The organism is Pedobacter suwonensis (assembly GCF_044762335.1).
Taxonomy (GTDB): domain Bacteria; phylum Bacteroidota; class Bacteroidia; order Sphingobacteriales; family Sphingobacteriaceae; genus Pedobacter.
This window is the reverse complement of sequence record NZ_JBIWEB010000002.1, coordinates 18398-38538: the sequence shown is the minus strand read 5'-3', so window position 1 is coordinate 38538 and position 20141 is coordinate 18398. Positions and strand designations below refer to the sequence as shown.

The 20141-nt window shown below is 38.4% G+C and carries 20 protein-coding genes; 6 read left to right on the top strand and 14 right to left on the bottom strand.

Translation table 11 applies throughout. The features are described from left to right. Window positions 1–18 precede the first annotated feature (18 nt). A complete protein-coding gene (locus tag ACIQXP_RS03810) occupies window positions 19–1566 on the top strand; it encodes a M20/M25/M40 family metallo-hydrolase (RefSeq protein WP_387504536.1) in 1548 nt (515 codons plus the stop codon). A gap of 117 nt (window positions 1567–1683) precedes the next feature. Continuing rightward, window positions 1684–2898 (top strand): S41 family peptidase, encoded by a 1215-nt coding sequence (locus ACIQXP_RS03805; RefSeq protein ID WP_293741501.1) that lies wholly within the window; start codon window positions 1684–1686, stop codon window positions 2896–2898. A 124-nt stretch (window positions 2899–3022) separates the two neighbouring features. On the opposite strand, the gene ACIQXP_RS03800 is transcribed toward ACIQXP_RS03805, so the two are convergent. From ACIQXP_RS03800 to glmM, 6 genes are all read right to left on the bottom strand, one after another. Continuing rightward, a complete protein-coding gene (locus ACIQXP_RS03800) occupies window positions 3023–4027 on the bottom strand; it encodes a cytochrome d ubiquinol oxidase subunit II (protein WP_387504535.1) in 1005 nt (334 codons plus the stop codon). Between the two features lie 67 nt (window positions 4028–4094). Beyond that, window positions 4095–5429 carry a cytochrome ubiquinol oxidase subunit I gene (locus tag ACIQXP_RS03795; RefSeq protein ID WP_387504534.1) on the bottom strand — a complete coding sequence of 445 codons (1335 nt, stop codon included), beginning with the start codon at window positions 5427–5429 and terminating at the stop codon, window positions 4095–4097. Window positions 5430–5734: 305 nt separating this feature from the next. Beyond that, the gene (locus tag ACIQXP_RS03790) at window positions 5735–6634 is read right to left on the bottom strand and encodes an MBL fold metallo-hydrolase (RefSeq protein ID WP_387504533.1); all 900 of its coding nucleotides are present in this window, start codon (window positions 6632–6634) and stop codon (window positions 5735–5737) included. Between the two features lie 74 nt (window positions 6635–6708). Next, entirely contained in the window at window positions 6709–6912 is a 204-nt protein-coding gene (locus ACIQXP_RS03785) for a hypothetical protein (RefSeq protein ID WP_205058282.1), read from the bottom strand. A gap of 1323 nt (window positions 6913–8235) precedes the next feature. Then, the gene (locus ACIQXP_RS03780) at window positions 8236–9384 is read right to left on the bottom strand and encodes a cysteine desulfurase family protein (protein WP_293741497.1); all 1149 of its coding nucleotides are present in this window, start codon (window positions 9382–9384) and stop codon (window positions 8236–8238) included. A gap of 130 nt (window positions 9385–9514) precedes the next feature. Next, window positions 9515–10900, bottom strand: coding sequence for a phosphoglucosamine mutase (gene glmM / locus ACIQXP_RS03775; protein ID WP_293741496.1), 1386 nt, complete (start codon window positions 10898–10900; stop codon window positions 9515–9517). Between the two features lie 331 nt (window positions 10901–11231). On the opposite strand from glmM, the gene ACIQXP_RS03770 reads away from it, so the two are divergent. From ACIQXP_RS03770 to ACIQXP_RS03755, 4 genes are all read left to right on the top strand, one after another. Further along, window positions 11232–11963: a class I SAM-dependent methyltransferase gene (locus ACIQXP_RS03770; RefSeq protein WP_293741495.1), complete on the top strand. Its 732-nt coding sequence runs from the start codon at window positions 11232–11234 to the stop codon at window positions 11961–11963. Next, window positions 11960–12523, top strand: a complete 564-nt coding sequence (locus ACIQXP_RS03765; RefSeq protein ID WP_387504532.1) for a phosphatase PAP2 family protein — start codon at window positions 11960–11962, stop codon at window positions 12521–12523. The genes ACIQXP_RS03770 and ACIQXP_RS03765 overlap by 4 nt, the downstream gene beginning before the upstream one ends. Before the next feature lie 3 nt (window positions 12524–12526). Continuing rightward, a complete protein-coding gene (locus ACIQXP_RS03760; protein WP_387504531.1) occupies window positions 12527–13243 on the top strand; it encodes a ZIP family metal transporter in 717 nt (238 codons plus the stop codon). 169 nt (window positions 13244–13412) lie between these two features. Next, window positions 13413–14006 (top strand): Uma2 family endonuclease, encoded by a 594-nt coding sequence (locus ACIQXP_RS03755; protein WP_387504530.1) that lies wholly within the window; start codon window positions 13413–13415, stop codon window positions 14004–14006. Between the two features lie 73 nt (window positions 14007–14079). Here ACIQXP_RS03755 and ACIQXP_RS03750 read toward each other — a convergent pair whose 3' ends face one another. The 8 genes from ACIQXP_RS03750 to ACIQXP_RS03715 all read right to left on the bottom strand — a co-directional run bounded on the left by ACIQXP_RS03750 (window position 14080) and on the right by ACIQXP_RS03715 (window position 19921). After that, on the bottom strand, window positions 14080–14223 hold the full coding sequence (locus ACIQXP_RS03750) for a C1orf53 family protein (RefSeq protein WP_293741492.1): 144 nt from the start codon (window positions 14221–14223) through the stop codon (window positions 14080–14082). A gap of 93 nt (window positions 14224–14316) precedes the next feature. Then, window positions 14317–15258, bottom strand: coding sequence for an exonuclease (locus ACIQXP_RS03745; protein ID WP_387504529.1), 942 nt, complete (start codon window positions 15256–15258; stop codon window positions 14317–14319). A 44-nt stretch (window positions 15259–15302) separates the two neighbouring features. Next, window positions 15303–15920, bottom strand: a complete 618-nt coding sequence (coaE, locus tag ACIQXP_RS03740; protein ID WP_387504528.1) for a dephospho-CoA kinase — start codon at window positions 15918–15920, stop codon at window positions 15303–15305. Then, entirely contained in the window at window positions 15920–16867 is a 948-nt protein-coding gene (locus ACIQXP_RS03735) for a YbbR-like domain-containing protein (RefSeq protein ID WP_387504527.1), read from the bottom strand. The genes coaE and ACIQXP_RS03735 overlap by 1 nt, the downstream gene beginning before the upstream one ends. Window positions 16868–16988: 121 nt before the next feature. Continuing rightward, window positions 16989–17306, bottom strand: a complete 318-nt coding sequence (gene yajC, locus ACIQXP_RS03730) for a preprotein translocase subunit YajC (RefSeq protein ID WP_090987555.1) — start codon at window positions 17304–17306, stop codon at window positions 16989–16991. A 64-nt stretch (window positions 17307–17370) separates the two neighbouring features. Further along, on the bottom strand, window positions 17371–17829 hold the full coding sequence (locus ACIQXP_RS03725) for a DUF1573 domain-containing protein (RefSeq protein WP_134203270.1): 459 nt from the start codon (window positions 17827–17829) through the stop codon (window positions 17371–17373). A gap of 2 nt (window positions 17830–17831) precedes the next feature. Further along, window positions 17832–18782 carry a transcription antitermination factor NusB gene (gene nusB / locus ACIQXP_RS03720; RefSeq protein WP_293741488.1) on the bottom strand — a complete coding sequence of 317 codons (951 nt, stop codon included), beginning with the start codon at window positions 18780–18782 and terminating at the stop codon, window positions 17832–17834. A gap of 50 nt (window positions 18783–18832) precedes the next feature. Next, window positions 18833–19921 carry a Glu/Leu/Phe/Val family dehydrogenase gene (locus tag ACIQXP_RS03715; protein ID WP_090987560.1) on the bottom strand — a complete coding sequence of 363 codons (1089 nt, stop codon included), beginning with the start codon at window positions 19919–19921 and terminating at the stop codon, window positions 18833–18835. Window positions 19922–20141 lie beyond the last annotated feature (220 nt).

The window sequence follows — 20141 nt, the reverse complement described above, 5'->3', positions numbered from 1 at the left end:
CATTAACTAAACCCAATTATGAATAAAAAACTACTCTTACCAACCTTACTCCTGTTTACCTCTTCTTTTGCTTTTGCACAAGACCGGAAAGTAATTGATAATATCATTAAAGAAGTAAACGAAAATTCTCAATTGGAGAAACTGGCGCACGAACTTTTGGATGTTGTTGGACCACGATTGGTTGGTTCGCCACAGATGAAACAAGCTAACGACTGGGCGGTAAAAAAATATAGCGACTGGGGCATTTCGGCTAAAAACGAAAAGTGGGGCGAATGGGCCGGTTGGGAACGCGGCATTACACACATTGATTTAGTAAGTCCGAGGGTTCGGACATTAGAAGGCACACAATTGGCCTGGAGCCCATCAACTAATGGTAAAACCATTAATGCAGAAGCCATTATCCTTCCGGAAATTACAGATTCGGCATCTTTTCAGAAATGGTTACCCAACGTAAAAGGTAAAATTGTTTTAATTTCAATGAACCAAATATCTGGGCGACCAGAAAAAAATTGGGAAGAATTCGCTACAAAAGATCTTTTTGAAAAATTTAAGAAAGAAAAAGCCAATGCAGCAAAAGCATGGACGGCCAATTTAGCTAAAACAGGTCTTACCGCAAAAACACTGCCTGTAGCTTTAGAAAATGCTGGTGCGGTGGCTGTGGTCATCAATAACTGGTCGCAGGGCTTCGGTGTAGACAAGATTTTTGGCGCCAATACCACTAAGGTGCCAACATTAGATTTATCTGTCGAAGATTATGGCCTTGTTTACCGTTTGGCTTTAAACGGCAACAAACCGATGCTTAAAATTGAATCAGAATCAAAAAAACTGGGAACTGTACCAACCTTTAATACCATTGCGGAGTTAAAGGGCAAGCAAAAACCAAATGAATATGTGATGCTCTCGGCACATTTCGATTCTTGGGATGGAGCAAGCGGCGCAACAGATAATGGTTCGGGTACCATTTTAATGATGGAAGCCATGCGCATTTTAAAGAAATTTTACCCCAACCCAAAACGCACAATTTTAGTGGGGCATTGGGGTAGCGAAGAGCAAGGATTAAACGGTTCGAGGGCATTTGTAGAAGATCATCCGGAGATCGTGAACAACCTGCAGGCGCTGTTTAACCAGGATAATGGTACAGGCCGTGTGGTTAACATCGGCGGACAGGGTTTTGCAAAATCAAAAGATTACATTACCCGTTGGTTGGCAGCCGTACCAGATACGATTAAAAACCAGATCAAAACCAGTTTCCCGGGCACACCAGGCGCAGGGGGATCAGATTTTGCTTCGTTTGTAGCCGCCGGAGCTTTGGGTTATTCGTTAAGTTCTACCAGCTGGGACTATGGAACCTATACCTGGCACACCAACCGCGATAGTTATGATAAATTGGTTTTCGATGAAATCAGAAGTAATGTGATCCTGGCCGCCATCATGGTTTATATGGCTTGTGAAGATCCTGAGAAAACCTCAACCGAAAAAGCAACCGATTTACCTGTAAATGAGCGTACCGGAAAACCAGCAACCTGGCCGGTACAAACGAAATCAAACAGAAAAGGTGGGTTGTAGAGAAAGAATTCTAATATAATTTAAAGGAGCATTTGGAAACAGATGCTCTTTTGGTTTTTTCAAAAAATACGACGTGCAACATTATTAAAAAAGGGTCGTCTTTTAGACAAAAATAGGATGAAAAATATAAGTAAAATACTACTCTCTCTTTTATTCGTTTTCACCAGTAACATGTGCTTTTCGCAGTCGCTATCGCAAAGTGATTTTATCGAAGACCTGGAGTACATTAAAAAAACTTTACCAAGCAAACACACCAATCTTTTTGCCAAAATAGATTCTTTGGCATTCATCAAAAAGATTGATATGATTGAAATCAAGACGGGTTCTTTAGATTATGAATCATTTAGTACTGAGTTGTTTAAGCTCACTGTTGCAATTGGTGATGAACACACTTTCATAGAACGAAAATTCACTAAAATACTCCCAATTCAGTTTGAGTTGTTCAAAGAAGGCATCTATGTAAAAAGGATTGATACTACAAATAAAGCGATGTTATACTCGAAGTTATTTGCCATCAACAACATACCTGTTGATAAGATAATTAACTTATTTAAAGAAGTTATATTGAGTGAAAATCAATCTTACTTTAACGATCACCTTTTGCGATATCTTAATAATCCTGCATTTTTAAAGGGTTTAGGGATTTTAAATTCCGACCAGAAAGCAGAATTTACTTTAATCGATAAAAATAATATAACTAAAAAGATAACGCTTAATGCGATTACTAGCAATAACATTATGGACCTGCAATTGGACAAAGGCAGTACTGCTTTGCGCGCTCAAGAGAAAAAAGGTCATTACTGGTTCGACTTTAATCCAAGTCTCAAAACCGTATATGTCAATTATAATGAATGTAAGGAAGATCCTGGCAACCCTTTTTTGCAGTTTAACGACGAATTATTTAAAACCATTAATCAATATCAACCCGAAAAGCTAGTGCTTGACATACGGGAAAACAGTGGAGGAAATTCGGGTATTCTATGGCCATTTATAACTGAAATCAAGAAAAGCTACCTCAACAAAAAAGGAAAATTCTTTGTACTCATTGGCAAGAAAACTTTTTCATCAGCTGTAATGAATGCCGTAGAGTTGAAAAAAAACACCAACGCCACATTTATAGGTGAGGCAAGCAGTGGGAATATCAATCATTATGGAGAAGTTAGAGGCTTTAAATTACCAAAATCGAAGATAATTATTGCTTATTCTACCAGATATTGGGAAAACTGGAAAGGTAAAAAAGGTCCACTAAGACCCGATGTAAGAATTAAGTATTCAATTAAAAATTATATACAAGGCAAAGATGAAGCGCTGATAGCAGTAAACAAAATTTAAAAGAGGTTAACATTAAAAAAAGACTTTATAAAAGCGATTCTTAGCCCTTTATAATAACAAAAATCGTACTTGATAAAAGTCCAATGATTTAAGTATTATAAACAAATGGCTTTCAGTTGCGAACTTACTCCTCTTTCCTCTGAAATTTATAGAACAGATACCCCAGAAAAGGCAAAATTAAAACACTACCTAACAATAAAGCTAAACCCAAACTATAAATCGTTTTGTCCGGTCCGGCAGTATCGAGTAATGAAATTGAATCTCCACTTTTTAAACGGATAAAATTTGGAAAGTGGGCATAACTTATCGCCAACAGGATCATCGTTACCTGGAATCCCGCTAAAATGCGTAAAACCTTAGTTTTTCCTTTAATTAACAGGTACCATAGCAGCATAAGCGATAAACTGGCTAAAATAATGGCTGATAAACCTACATGGCTTCTAAAAACCCAATCAATAAGTGGAATTTTATCCCGTTGCGCAGCAACAAATACCATTGCACCAAAAACCACTGCTGCCACATTCATAAACATTGCCTTTTTTATAAACCGGCGTTTATCATGAGTTTCTGTTGTTTCGCCGATGAGATAAATGGCCGCAAGGAAACCGCAAAGTGAAACCGTAAAGAAACCCACAGCAACAGAAAACCAGTTTAACCAACCTGAAATATAGGCTGTATAAAAATCGGTGGCCTGCGCATCAATATGGCCTGAAATTAAACTTCCTGCAATGATGCCCAAAAATAAAGCAGTTACAAAGCTCGAATACCGAAATATCCGGTTGTATAACCATTGCATATCATCTTTTACAGCATCATAATGGCGAAATACGAACGCGGTACCACGGGCTATAATCCCGATGAGCATAATGGCCAATGGGATATGCAGGTAAACCGACATAGTGGTGTAAATAAACGGAAAACCAACAAAGAGGATTACAATCGCAATAATCAGCCACATGTGGTTAGCTTCCCATACCGGACCAATGGCATGATACATAGTTTTACGTGTTCGGCTCCTATTTTTTGTTGAGGTAAAGAGTTCTATGATTCCTGCACCGAAATCGGCTCCACCCAATAAAAAGTAAAGCAGAATGGCCATGCATAAAAATGTGATAACTACTTCTTTCATATTCAATATGATTACACCGGTATTTTGATTACACTGATTAATAAGATTTGCTTCGTGTTGTTCATCCTTAGCTATGCAAATGAGTATTGGATTCGACTTTATCATATAACACAGGTACCATTTTAATCTGCCGGTAAAGCAAAAACGTTACTATTATGCTTAACGACAGGTAAATGGCGGTGAAAATATAAAAGGAATACGCAATACCGGGCATTGGTGTAACCGCATCCCTGGTACGCATAATACCATAAATAATCCACGGTTGACGCCCTACCTCTGTAACTACCCAACCAGCCTCTAAAGCAAGGTAACCAAGCGGAATAGCCAAAACAAATAGTTTTAAAAGCCATCTTTTTTCTATCAAGGGCTTCTTTTTGAGAAGGGTAAAAAAATAGGTTAAAGAGATAAAGAGCAATAAAGTACCAATCCCCACCATGATCTGAAAAGCATAATGGGTAATGGCTACCGGTGGATGCTGGTTTTCAGGAATCTGATCCAGCCCTTTAACTTCAGCTTGAAAATTGCCATGTGCCAGAAAACTCAGTGCCCCCGGAATTTTGATTGCGCCTGTTACCGATTTATCTTTTTCATTTACGATACCACCAATCAATAGCGGCGCTGGCTTTTCGGTTTTGTACAATGCTTCCATCGCCGCCAGTTTTGCAGGCTGACGTTTGGCAACGTCTTTTGCAGAAATATCGCCACTCAAGGGTTGTAACAATGCCGCAATACAGGCAAATACAGCCGCTATTTTAAAGGCTTTTAAATGAAAATAGGTATTTCTGTCCCTTAAAATCATTAATGCATGTACGCCTGCTACAGCAAAACCAGTTGCTGTAAATGCGGCTAAACACATATGCAGCGCCTGAGTAAACCAGGCTTTATTGAACATGGCCTGGATAGGATCGATATTAAGGTATTGTCCGTTTACAAAATAAAATCCTGCCGGACTATTCATCCAGGCGTTGGCGGCAACCACCAATATCCCGGAGGCTAAACCGCTTACCCCTACCACCATTCCTGTAAACCAATGAAACCACTTATTTAACTTATTCCAGCCATAAAGAAAAAAACCGAGCGCTATCGCTTCAATAAAAAAGGCCGTTCCTTCAAGTGAAAAAGGCATTCCGAATATTGGCCCGGCATGATCCATAAATTTGGGCCATAACAAGCCCAGTTCAAATGACAACATGGTACCGGATACCGCGCCAGTTGCGAAGAATATGGCCACACCTTTACTCCAGGCTTTAGTCAGGTTTTTATACACCTCATCGTTAGTTTTAAGCCACTTATAATGAGATACGGCCATAAAGAAAGGCATCACCATACCAATACAGGAAAAAATAATGTGGAAGCCTAGTGACAAGGCCATTTGCGAGCGGGCTGCGATAAAATCATCCATGGGCTGTAGATTTTGTATGTTAACAAATATAGTCGTTAATGATTAAAGCCTGTGGTCATTCAATGATGTTGAAAGGATTATTTAAAATATAGAACGTTTATAAATTGAAAAAAGATTTGGAGGGCTGTCGTAAAGGAACCATTTTTTTTTGCCACAGATGAGTACAGGCAGATATCGTCATTTCGAGCGGAGTGCAACGCAGTCGAGAACCACATAGTGCTCAGCGAAGCTAAATCTGTCAAGACAGATCTCTCCATTCCGCTGAGCTTCAGTCGAGATGATGACTTTTCTTATGGAATATGAGGTTAGGCTCCCTTCAATTCATCATAAGCAGCGGTTAAGCTCCTTTCAATGCCTTCTCCTTTCCATTCGGGTGCATTTGGGATAGTAGTGGTTTTTAAGATATCTTCTTTGCTTTTACCTGCTTTAATTTCGCCGCCTACATAGGTTAAAAGGTTTTGAAGGTAATTTTGATAAGCTTTAACATCAGCTTTACTTCCGGTTACTTTTGCCGGATCAAGACTATGTCCCCAGATAAACAAGGTGTCATTATCAAACTCATTCTGAATCTTATCCAAAGCAGTGATCCAGTTACCGATGTGGGCACCATTTTCACGATCAATATATGGAAATTTACGGTTGAATACCAGATCGCCTACATGCACGATATTGGCGTTTTCAAAATGATAAACGGCATCACCATTGGTGTGACCAGAGCCATAGTAATAAGCCTTTATATTTTCGTCGCCTACTTTAGCGCTCCATCTTGTACCAAAAGTGCTATCAGGCAAAAGCTGTTTATCTAAATTATTGGCTTTCTCTGCCCCTCTTTTTTGGTTGACCAGTGAATTTTGGTGAGCCACGACTTTTTCTGCCAATCCTTTAAAAGAAATATTCCCTGCGGTATGATCACCGTGGTGATGTGTATTGATCAGGTATTTAAAAGGTTTTTCACCTAACTTTTTCAATTCATCAATCACATGCGGTGCCGTAGTTGGGAATTGGGCATCCACTACTACAAAACCGCTGCTTGAATTTAACCAGCCAATGGTCCCACCCTGCTCGGTAAATATACCAACATTATTACGGAGCGGCTTAAAATCATAAGCGCGCAATAACTCTTGCTGTGCAAAAACATCGGTTTTATAAATTGAAAGCAAGGCCATGGCGAGTGCCGAATTTTTAATAAAATTTCTTCTTTCCATTTTTAAGATTAAGCTAAAAAACCACAGCAAATGCCGTGGTTTAAATTAATGATTTAAATCCTGAAATAACAGAATTATATACCTGCACCTGGCGTAGTACCCGGCTCATGCCCCGGACCAAATGAATTATTCTTACGGTCTTTATCCTTGTTAAATAAATTTGTACCCACTTTCGATGATTTATTTTCATCAAGTGTTCTATCTTCTTTAATATCCTCGGCAGTTTTATCCAGTAAATCGTTCTCAACAACTTTACCTTTTTCTTTATTCGTTTCCATAGTAATTGTAAATTGATTTACTATAGGAACAACCTAGAAATAATATTGTTTTCTTTAATCCTAAAAGTCCGTGTTTAGTGGCCTACCAAACAAGTAAACAATCACCAACCAATGAAAATGGAAATGCAAGTTTACCTTAACAATTAAAACATTGCCCCGGGCAATTTCCCTAGCTCATGAATGCAGCCGAAAGAATGAAACTTTCTTTTATGGATTTTATTGAAATGGTTTGAGGACTCGAATGAAAACGGACTGAAGATAAACCTGTAAATATGTTTTCTTTCTTCATTTGATTTTTCTTCCAATTTAGCATTTTCCTGATTTTGAGTGTTGTGGTTCGTTTCCATGTTGACATAAATTATTGAAAACCTTGCAGGCTTTCAGGGTTAAAAAATTTTAATAATGATTAAAAGCTTTTTTAAAATTTGCTTAACCTTATACCATGGGAATCTGATAAGGTTTCTTGCCGCAACAACAGGTTAAATGGCGTGGATTGCCATATGTTTGATTAAATATAAGTTTATTACTTGGGTTTTGCAAGTTAATTTTCGTGCGCAGACATATTTACGCTTAGTTTTTCCTAAATCATTTTTTTTTTGGAAAGCAATGGCAATACTTCTTAGCTCAATACAGTCCTGCTCTCCACTTTACTACGCTGTGCTACGTGTTCGTTCCGATCAGGTTTAGGTGGCACGGCCGGTAATCCTATCTGGGGCCTCTGGGCGCAAAGAATTTGTTTATCAGAACAAATATCTCCTGCAACATACAACCTTCAATAGCAGCAGCGGCTTAACGGAGCTAAACCTGATTGAAGCGGATACCGGCACAGGCGCATAAGGCCTGCAGGCGTATGAACGTAAAGCAGGACGAACATAAAATGGAATACTACATATGTTTCACAGTAGCTAGTGATTCAATATTACACTATTTATACCATTGTTTTTTTAAGAAAAGCAATGGCAATACCTCTTAGCTCAATACAGTCCTGCTCTCCACTTTACTACGCTGTGCTACGTGTTCGTTCCGATCAGGTTTAGGTGGCACGGCCGGTAATCCTATCTGGGGCCTCTGGGCGCAAAGAATTTGTTTATCAGAACAAATATCTCCTGCAACGTACAACCTTCAATAGCAGCAGCGGCTTAACGGAGCTAAACCTGATTGAAGCGGATACCGGCCCAGCGCATAAGGCCTGCAGGCGTATGAGCGTAAAGCAGGACGAACATCAAGGTGAAAAGCTGCATCTGCTTTTCTAAACATCATTAAATACTGTCCACAAAAAAAGTCCCGACTTACACCGGGACTCTCCTATTTGGCTGATGATATTTACGCTAAAGCATTCTGCTTCACTACCATTTTAACTTTTTCGATTACGTAATCCAAATCTTCTTTAGTGGTGTATTTACTGAATGAAAAACGGACTGAAGGACGGTTTGGATCGGCCTTAATACCATTTAGCACATGTGAGCCTATATTTGAACCCGATGAACAGGCACTACCGCCGGAAGCGCAGATTCCATTAATATCCAAATTGAACAATAACATATCGGCCATATCCATTTCCGGGAACGAAACGTTTAGCACGGTATAAAGACTTTTATCGGCATCCGTTTCGCCATTAAAAGCAATCCCCGGGATTTCGGCAATTAGTTGTGTTTTCAGATAATCTTTTAAGCCCTGGATATAAGATTGATGCTCATCCATCTCTGCATAGGCAATTTCCAGGGCCTTCGCTAAGCCTACAATGCCATATACATTTTCGGTACCACCACGCATATTGCGCTCTTGTGCGCCACCATAGATCATAGGCGGAATTTTAATATTGCTATTTACATATAAAAAGCCAACACCTTTAGGTCCATGGAGTTTATGCGCAGCGCATACGATAAAATGCGCTTTAAGTTCGCGTACATTATGTGGATAGTGTCCCATGGTTTGAACGGTATCGGCATGGTAAATGGCATTGTATTTTTCGCAGATATCGCCGACCTTCACCATATCCGTTAGCGTGCCTAACTCATTATTGGCATGCATTAACGAAACGAAAGTGCGTTCGTTATTTTGAAGCAGTTCTTCTAAATGGTTGTAATCTATATTACCTTTCTCGTCGATATTGACGAAACTTAACTTATCAATTTCGCCATTTTTGAGCATTGTATTTAAAGTATGCTCAACGGCGTGGTGTTCTATTTTTGAAGTGATGGCATGTTTAATACCATAGGCTGAAATGCCGCAGCGGATAGCGGTATTATCTGCCTCCGTGCCACCGGATGTGAAAAATATTTCAGATGGAGACGCATTTAAAAGACCGGAAACAGTTTTACGGGCCTTCTCAACCAATGTTCTCACCTCGCGGCCAAGTGCATGAATGGCAGACGGATTACCAAAATAGTTTTCCATCACGTTTGTCATCTCCGCGATTACCGCCTGATCTAAGGGCGTTGTGGCCGCATTATCTAAATAGACCCTTTTCATTTTATGAATATTTAAAAAGTTAGTGTTGCAAAGCTGCCTGGTTAAGGTCCGCCCTGTTTAAATGTTCAGGATTTAATTGTTTTATTAAATCCTGAACAGGTATGCCTGATCCCAGAATCCCTATTAGAGATTATAGGTGTAATATTTCTTTAATATCAGAAATAATTTTATTTGCCAAATTTTCGGCAATGGTTTCATTTTCTGCCTCACTATAAATCCTGATGATCGGTTCGGTATTAGAGCGGCGCAAATGTACCCAAGTTTTATCAAATTCGATCTTCAAACCATCAATTGTGCTGTAAGGTTGATTTTTATACTTCTCTTCTACCTGCTTTAATAAATAATCGATATCCATTTCAGGTGTAAGGGTAATCTTATTTTTAGAGATATGGTATTGCGGATAGCTGGCCCTGAGTACCGAAATAGATTTACCAAATTTAGCTAAATGCGTTAAAAACAAGGCAATTCCCACCAAGGCATCCCTCCCATAGTGCGATTCGGGATAAATAATCCCTCCGTTTCCTTCACCGCCAATAATGGCTTGGGTAGCTTTCATTTTGTTAACCACGTTTACCTCACCTACAGCCGAAGCATGATATGATGATCCCGCTTTTTCGGTTACATCGCGTAAGGCACGGGTTGATGATAGATTTGAAACGGTATTTCCTGGCGTATTTTTTAATACATAATCAGCTACGGCTACCAAGGTATACTCTTCGCCAAACATGCTTCCATCTTCATTCACAAAACATAACCGATCAACATCAGGATCTACTACAATGCCTAAATCAGCATGCTGTTTCTGTACTTCTTTCGATATTTCAGTTAAATTTTCTGGTAAAGGTTCAGGATTGTGCGGGAAGTATCCGTCTGGCGTGCAGTACAATTCTACCACCTTACTTACGCCCAGGGCTTTTAATAATGCCGGGATAAAAATACCGCCTGTAGAATTTACACAATCAATTACCACTTTAAAATCAGCCTTTTTTATTGCTTCAACATCAACCAATGGCAAAGCCAAAACTTTATCGATGTGTTTTTGCAGGTAAGTATCATTTTTGATCACTTTCCCTAGCTTATCTACCTCGGCAAAATCAAAATCAGCACTTTCTGCCAAATCTAAAACTTCTTTTCCATCAGCATCGCTGATGAACTCCCCACTGTCATTTAATAATTTCAGTGCATTCCATTGCTTAGGGTTATGGCTAGCGGTTAAAATAATGCCACCTCCTGCATTTTCATCAGGAACGGCCACCTCAACAGTTGGTGTGGTTGATAAGCCTAAATCGATTACTTCAATACCAAGTCCTTGCAAAGTTCCAATAACCAAGTTGTTGACCATCTCGCCGGAGATCCTTGCATCGCGGCCTAAAACAATCCTTTTATTGCCGGTTTTGCTTACCACCCAGCTACCAAAGGCAGCTGTAAATTTTACAATATCAAATGGAGTTAAGCCCGCTCCTGCCCTTCCGCCAATGGTTCCCCGTATTCCTGAAATCGATTTTATTAGAGTCACTTCTTATAATTTATTAGAGGCTCCAAAAATAAGAAAAAAAACAAGATAGCTACTATTTAAACCTGGCTATATACCTGAATTTATGTAGCCCTTATGTCTACCTACGCGGTCAATTTAATAGAGCAGTATAGCGCTTCACATTAAAATGGTGTGTAACTAAATTCCTTACAGAGAATCTTTTCAGGTGCTAACATCAGAAGTTGATTTAGTTGATATAAAAAATAAACCCATAATATTTTTGCAACATTATTGCATAAAAGCACATTCTAACTTTACTAGCGATTGTAAAACCTTATATTTGCATCTTTTTAAAGATACAAACAGCTTTTATATGCAGCGCAAGTGGTTTCAATATTGGTTCAATTCGCCATATTATCATATTCTTTACCAACAAAGAAATGATGCTGAGGCCGAATTTTTTATTGATAAGCTTACCTCTTTTTTAAATCCTGAAGCTGATGCCAAAATGCTTGATATTGCCTGCGGAAAAGGCCGGCATTCTATTTACCTGAATAAAAAAGGCTTTGATGTTACGGGTATTGATTTATCTGAACAGAGTATAAAATACGCAAAACAATTTGAGAACAGCAAATTACACTTTCTGGTGCATGATATGCGAAGGTTGTTTTACATCAATTATTTTGATGTCGCTTTAAATCTGTTTACCAGTTTTGGTTATTTTGATACAGAGAAAGAACACATAAATGCACTTAAAACTTTCCGCAAATGTTTAACAGCTGAGGGGATTCTGGTGCTGGATTATTTTAATACAGAGAAGATCATCCGGAATTTAAATTCCTGCGAAACGAAATCACTGGACGGCATCACTTTTCAAATCACCAAAAGTGTTGTTGATGGGAAAATCATTAAAAAGATCGATTTCGAAGATCAACAAAGGGTATATCATTTCGAAGAGCGTGTACAGGCTTTTAGTTTTGAAGACTTTGAACGCATGCTGGGTAAAGCGGGAATGATTATCCAGAAAACCTTTGGCAATTACGACTTAGCTGATTTTGACAAAACTAATTCAGACCGGTTAATTTTAATCTGTAAAAAAGCATGATCGAAAGCATACAGCAATTTGATGTAGAATTGTTTTTGAAAATTCACCGCGGACTTTCAAACGGCTTTTTTGATTGGCTGATGCCCCTTATGCGCAACCGTTTCTTTTGGTCGCCGCTTTACCTGTTTATTGTTATTTTTTGTATCAGGCAGTATAAAAAACAAGGCTATTATATCATAGGCATGGTGCTTTTTACTTTCGCCATGGGCGATTTAACCGCCTCCAGGCTTTTAAAACCCTGGATATCACGCGTGAGGCCTTGCAATGATTTAAGCCTGGCGAATGATATCATCCATCGTGTACCCTGCGGGAGTGGTTTGAGTTTTCCTTCGGCACACGCTACCAATCATTTTGCTATAGCTGTTTTTTTGATCTGCGTTTTTTACAGCAGATGGAAACCGATTCTCCCAATTGGTTTGTTCTGGGCATTTATCATCAGCTTTGCACAGGTATATGTTGGCGTCCATTACCCTGTTGATGTAACTACCGGCGCTTTATTAGGAATAGTAATAGGCGTGATCTGTTCAAGAATATTTAAAAAATTACAACCTGATTTTTAACCTATGGAAATCTGGAAACTTTGCGTACTCTTTTTCTGTGCCTTTTTAGGCGGAACGGCTATCTTTTTGGTTAAAAGTGATAAATCTAAATTGCTCAAGCTGATTTTATCTTTCAGCGGCGCCTATTTATTTGCCATAACCGTTTTACATTTAATTCCTGATGCCTATAGCGGACCGGACAAAGGGCAGATTGGCATTTTTATTCTTATTGGCTTCTTGTTACAAATTTTCTTGGAACAGTTTTCAGAAGGTGTAGAGCACGGCCATATCCATAAACAACACGATGGGCATGTATTTCCATTTGGGGTGATGATCAGTTTGTGTTTACATGCCTTTTTAGAGGGCATGCCGCTGGCCAAAGAACAGCACAACGAATTGATTTTTGGGATTTCGCTACACCATATTCCTGCTGCCTTTGCATTGGCAAGCATATTGATGCAGAATCATTTCAAAAAAAGCAGTATCATTTTTTACCTCATCGTGTTTGCCATTATGGCTCCACTGGGCTTTTATGTAAGTGTTGGTTTAAGCAACGGCACTATTGGGGGCATTGACGCTTATTTTAACAAAATCATGGGGATTGTAATTGGTATTTTCTTACACATCTCTACTACGATCCTGTTTGAATCAAGCAATGATCATAAAATCAACACCCGCAAAATGATTGCTGTTTTGTTAGGAATTGGCGTAGCATTGATCGGTTTCTTTGCCGGACACTAATTCAGTTTGCAGTTTTCAGTTGGCACTTTTCAGTTAACAATTGGCAGTTTACAATTCTTGGTCGGCGATTAACCGGTTAGACCGCTCGACAGTTAATCCTCTAGCCGTTTTAAACGTTTAAATCGTTTATTTATTCAATCTTTACGGGAAAACATCTGTAAATTTAGATATGGATAAAATCGTAAATGAACCGGCCATAGCCTATCAAAAAAGGCATTATACTATTGAAGAATACCTGGAGATGGAAAAAGCATCAACAATGAAACATGAGTATTACCAGGGAGAGATCTTTGCCATGTCCGGTGCAGGAGAGAATCACAACGAGATTTTCAGTAATGTTTTTGGAGATATAGCCAGCAAACTTAAAGGCAAGCCATGCAGACCTTACGGAAGTGATAAACGAATGAATATTCCGGAAAATACGTTGTTTACCTATCCGGATATTTCCATTTATTGCAATGGTTCAACACATAGTAATTTTGATAAAGACACTTCCATTTTACCAACTGTGATTATTGAAATTCTTTCTCCTTCAACCAGAAATTACGACAGGAATAAAAAGTTCAACTTGTATAAAGATATTCCATCGCTAAAAGAATACATTATGATTGATTCGGAATCTGTTTTTGTACAATCGTATCATATTAATGAAAATAGAAATTGGCTTTTAAGAGAATACAAAGAGATTTCTGATACATTAACCCTTGTTTCAATGGGATTTGACATGGAACTAAGCGACATCTACTATTTTGTCCGTTTTTAACAATTGAACTCAGAACGATGCGGTACCAATTGGCCTATTTCCAGTCAATTGAAAACTGAAAACCGTCAACTGATTACTTTTTCTCTTTTTTCTTCCCATAACTCCAGGGGCAGTGTTTGCATTTATTTTTACAGCAATAACCACGTTTTAAATGGTAGGCTTCTGTGAAAACCATTAGTCCGTCTTCATTGAAATAAAAGTCTTCGCCTTCTTTCATAGCCAAGATTGAATGATTGAATGAATAATGAATGATTGAGTGTTCATTTAATAGCTAAGGATCATGAAAGAAGTTCAGAATGACGAACCGTGATTAATTTAATATTTTAAGCTCGATTTTATCTTTAAAATAATCTTTAAGCTGTCTACCATCGCCGTGCAAAGTCCAAACCTGCTTGGGTTTAACTTTTTCTATGGTTTCCAGAATCGCATCCCAATCGGCATGATCAGAAATGTAAAGTGATATCCCGTTTCGCTGCTGCAGGTTCTTCCATCCTGACGCAAAGGCACGGACTACATTAATGGCCTTATGGTAACTATGGAACACCATCGGCGGCACAATGTAAACCTGATGTTCCTGATTATTTTTCATCACCTTCCTATCGTACATTTTGTAATTTCCCACTTTCACACCATAATCTTCATATATTTTAACAAAAGGCATAATGCTATGATGAACCATAATATTTTTTGTAGGGCAATGCTGGTTGAGCAACTGGATTATCCGCTGGCTTTTACCTAAGGCATAAGCACCCAGCATGATATTCGAATGGGTTTCGTTGAGCTTTTTAATTTCGGTTATGGGAGAAGGATGTTTGGTTTCCGGATTGGCGAAGGTGCTTTCTGTAATTAAAACATCAGCTTCTAGAAATTCAAAAGGTGCGCAAGAACCATCAGGTTCAATTTTATAATCACCAGTATACAGATACTTTACACCGTTATATTCCATTAATACCTGTGCCGAACCTAAAATATGTCCGGCAGAATAAAAAGTGATGGTAACTTCTTTTATTTTAAAAGATTCGTGATAATTTTTGGTAAAAAAATCAACCGCTGCAAATTTACGGTACCGGTGTTTCATAAAAGTTGCAGTAGCAGCAGTGCAGTACACGTTCTGGCTCCCACCGATAGCATGATCGCCATGGGCATGCGAAACAACCGCTTCTTTAACCGGTTGCTGTGGATCAAGATAAAAATCCCCGTAAATACAATATAAGCCCGTTGGGGTAATGGTAATAAAATCTGCTAAAATCATGTTGAAATGAAAGGATTTAAGAATGGTATGATTGGAGTAGATCGTTATACATTGGTAAGCTTAAGGGCCTCCGAAGCCTTTAGAAACTGCTGATGCAAGGTTAATACCTGACCGATGATGGATTGTTGTTCATCATTTGCAATAAAATGTCCGGCTAGTTTAGATTTCTCTTCGTCATTAAATTGTTTGTCCATGCGCGCTTTAACCTGTTCTGCCGAAACACTGTCGCGCTGCATTACCCTTTTAAGCTTCATTTCATATGGTGCAGTAACCAGAACAGTGGTATCGCACATCTTGTAAGAACCACTTTCAAAAAGCAGAGCTGCCTCTTTAAGCGTGTAAGGAACCGTTTTTGGTACGGTCTCTTCCCAGGCATCAAATGCCCTAAAAACGGCCGGATGAACTAACGCATTTAATTTTGCCAGTGCTTCTTCATTATTAAAAACGATGCCGGCAATATGTTTATTGTTCAGTTTTCCATCTGCAAAATAACTTTCTTCACCAAAAGCAGATTTGACTCCGGCAACTAACAAAACATCTTTGCACATGATTTCCTTAGCAACCGTATCAGCGTAAAATACCGGAATCCCCAGTACCTCAAAAACCTTGCAGGCCGTTGTTTTGCCACTGCCTATGCCACCTGTTATGCCTACTTTATACATTATTTTTCTACAATGAAATCTATTTTTGAAGGTTTCACGCTAACCAATTTACAGTAGTCGGGAAATTCGGTTATCTTAACCGTAAACTGGTGATGCCCTAAATCCTTCCATTCATCAACATCAATAGTTGCAGTAATAAAACTTTCATCAACCTGATCGTAATTACTCAAAGCAACCAAAAAAGCAACCTTAACTTTTTTAGGATAAAGTTTAATGCTGTTATAACTCCGGTTATTGATGATTTTTAAAGGCACTTCAATGGTCTTTTCCGTAAACTCATCAACGGGCACTTTGACTTCAACAGATGATGGGTAAATGCTTACGTTTTTATGAATGCTGTGCTGTAGAGCTACCCTTGCGGTAATACTGTTCTGTATTTTATCCTGTTTAAGCGTATCAGTTGGCCAAAATGTTATTTTAGAAAGTTCTTCCAAGGGGCCGGCAACCTTTACATATTTAGGATTGAGGATCACGTCACTTGACCTGCCATATTGTTTTGCAAACCCTAATTTATCAATCAATTTTACAGGAACTTTTTTTACGACGCGTTTGGTGAAATCGAAATAAAGGGTATCGGGCTTAACTGAAATTACTTTCTGCGTACTTTCCAACTGCCTGTTGATATTAAAAAGCTGATCGGAAAAAACGATAAAATCTTTGGTATTGAGCTGGCTCAAACTAACAGAAACAGAAGGTGGATTGATTCTTAAACGGGCAAAAAGCAGCTGCCAGCCCGTCCCTTCTACCTGTAAATCTATCGTATCAGACTGTAAAGGATAAAATGCTCTTTTGGTGGGACTGTTTTTAAAAACCAATACGGTTTTAGCAACATAAACATACTTATTATTTAATGCCATAAAAAGCCATGCGGCTATGGCCAGCAACAGGCAGGCCAGTAAGCTAAATACACGTCTTTTTTCAATCTTCGTTAATGTAATGAAGGGCATAATAAATTAAATATGGACTATGATCCGGAAAAACAATTTTCCAAAATGCATTTAATCAAATGTAATAAAACAAAAACAGTCCCGAAAGTTTTCGGGACTGCACTTAAATTTTATTAATTTATTATGCTTTAGGTGTAATCACCGCTTTGGTTGCATCTAAAGAAACTGCCGATTTATCGAAACGGATCTTCACGCCACCTTCAACCTCAATTAAAAAAGTAGTTTCATTCATATCTGCAATACGGCCGTGAATACCAGCAGTCGTTACAATTTTATCTCCTTTTTTCAATTCTTCAACCAATTTTTTATGGTCTTTAGCTTTTTTAACCTGCGGACGGATCATGAAAAAGTAGAAAACTACCATGATCAGTACCATTGGTACAATTGTAGTTAACGTGCTACTTCCGCCTGCTGCTTGTAATATTACTGTTGATATCATTTCTTTTTTATTTGTTTATTATGAATTTTGATCGTTAAGGATGACGCCCAAACCACCAAACGATTTATTTTTTTTCCAGCACCTCTCCTACCAGATGGACGGTACTTACGGTCGGGTTGGCATTAGATGTTACCGTTATCACCTTATCCTGCATCCCCATTTTACCTTCGCTATTGAAAACTACACTGATGATACCTTCTTTACCTGGTAAAATAGGTTCGCCAGGTACCTGCGGAATGGTGCAGCCACAGGTTGCCGTTGCATTGGAAACAATGAGCGGACTCTTACCTGTATTTTTAAATTTGAAATCGTGTTTAACTTTTTCACCTTGTGTGATTTTACCGAAATCAAAAATATCGCGTTCGAAAACGATAACAGGTGCATCTGCCGGGGCAACTTTAGCTGTTTTTGAAGTGTCATTGCCAACCGAAACAGCCGAAGCAGTTTCGCTGGTTTGATTATTTGCATTGCGACAGGCTACGAATGAAAGTGCAGCAATAGCCAGGATAAATGTTCTTTTCATTTTTAATCTTCGATTAATCCACGGCCGATCTTTTTAATGGTATTATTTTTCTTCAGATCGCCTAAAATTTTGTCTAAAATACCGTTAATAAATGAATTACTTTTCGGTGTACTGTAATCTTTTGACAACTCTAAGTACTCATTAATAGTTACTTTAACCGGAATAGATGGGAAATTTAACAGCTCGCAAATGGCCATTTTCATTAAAATCGTGTCCATCAAAGCAATACGTTCCGATTCCCAGTTTTTGGTCCGGTCAGCAATCATTTCCTGGTATTTCGCATCATTCTGTAAGGTGTGCACAAATAAATCCTGAACAAATTTGCTGTCTTCAACCCAATCGGCACTAATTTCGGTTAATTTGTTTTTAAAAGGATCTTCGGATGTAAAGTTTTTCAAGGTTTTGGCTACCATCCCCTTCATCACTTCATGATCTACCTGCCAATTGATAAATTTCTCTTCAAAAACCTGGATAATAGCCTGATTTTTCAAGATAATTTTACGAAAAATGTATTTAATGATGTCTTTTGATGATTCTAAACTTTCGTTTGGATCGGCCAGATAATCAGCATATTCTTTTGACGCCTTTAAAGAATTGTAAACGGTTTTACGGATTTCAGGATCGAATCCCCAATCAACCTTATATTTTTTAATTGCGGAAGCATATTCAGGATTTTGCTGCAATAAAACGCTAAACTTATTGTGTAGCAATTTCATGTTGGGATTGATATCCTCTGCTGTTTTGATAAACTTATTTGCGCGCTCTGCTGCGTCGTTAGCAGTAAATTCTGTAACCTCTACCATTAAAGATAGCATCCAGATGTACATTTCGTACACGCTATCGATGCTTTGCATTAAAGTTTTTAAATCTCCTTTAATGTCTTTTTTGTCTGCCATGTGCCAAGCAAAAATATTTTGCAAAGCTTTGATTCTTAAGTGCCTTCTGTTTAACATGAATGTAAGAACGAGTGCGGTTATTTAAAACCTGTTTTAATAATTATGATTTAATATGACGATTTAATTTTTTTAATATCTGCAATCCGTTTCTCGGCAATACGGTTTGCGGCAATGTTTGTTGATATATTTTCCGCTTTACTTAATTTAATTACACTGCGTGTAGCATCATAAATATTCTCAGTAAGTTGTACGGTACGTTTTTTGCCGAAGCCCGTTAACTCCGAATAACAGGAAATTAATCCACCTGCGTTAATCAGGTAATCAGGCGCAAATAAAATCCCTTTTTTTAAGAGTAATTCGCTATCCAGAACCTCATCTTTTAACTGGTTATTGGCAGAACCTGCAATAATTGCAAATTTCATTTTTTCGATGGTTTTGTTATTGACGGTAGCACCCATTGCACATGGCGCATAAACATCAGCATCGGTTGTAAAAATTTTATCTGCCTCGATCGGTTTTGCTTTATACTTCCGCGCAACATAAGTTAGTTGTTCCTGGTTAATATCGCTGATCAACACTTCAGCATTTTCTTTTCTTAATAAGGCAACCAGGTGTTCACCAACATTTCCAATTCCTTGCACTACAATGGTTCTTCCGGCAAGCATATCTGTACCAAAGACCTCTTTAACACTCGCTTTAATACCTAAATAAACACCTTGCGCAGTAAAAGGAGCCGGATTGCCAGCGCCACCGATCGATTCGGGCACACCTGTAACATAATTGGTTTCCATACGGATATATTCCATATCGCGTGTATTGGTACCCATTTCTTCTGCGGTAATAAATTCGCCATTCAGGTTTTTGATAAACCTTCCATAGCTACGCATTAAAGTTTCGGTTTTGTCTTTTCTGGAATCGCCAATGATTACACCTTTTCCGCCACCCAGGTTTAGGCCAGTGATCGCAGCTTTATAGGTCATTCCGCGGGATAACCGCAATGCATCTTCCAATGCTTCGCTTTCCGTGCTATAACTCCACATACGTGTTCCACCTAAAGCGGGGCCCAATGTGGTATCATGTATAGCAATAATTGCTTTTAAACCTGTATCTGGATCATTACAGAAAACCAATTTTTTGTGCCCGTAAGCACTTAACTGATCTAAAATTGATGAATCTGACGGAGAATTTGCTGGCATATGAACGTTCGGATAACCTGCTGCAAAATTAAAATAAAAAACGATTATTACACGTATTTAAGAAAACTATGACAAAATTTATTCGTTAAGGCCGCCATCTCCTTACTATTATCACTTTGCGTACGAAAGATCTGTAACCTATTAAAAAGTCTATTATTCTGCTATCCATGAATTTATCCGCATCATTATCATTGCTAAGCAGGCCTATCGCGCAGATAGA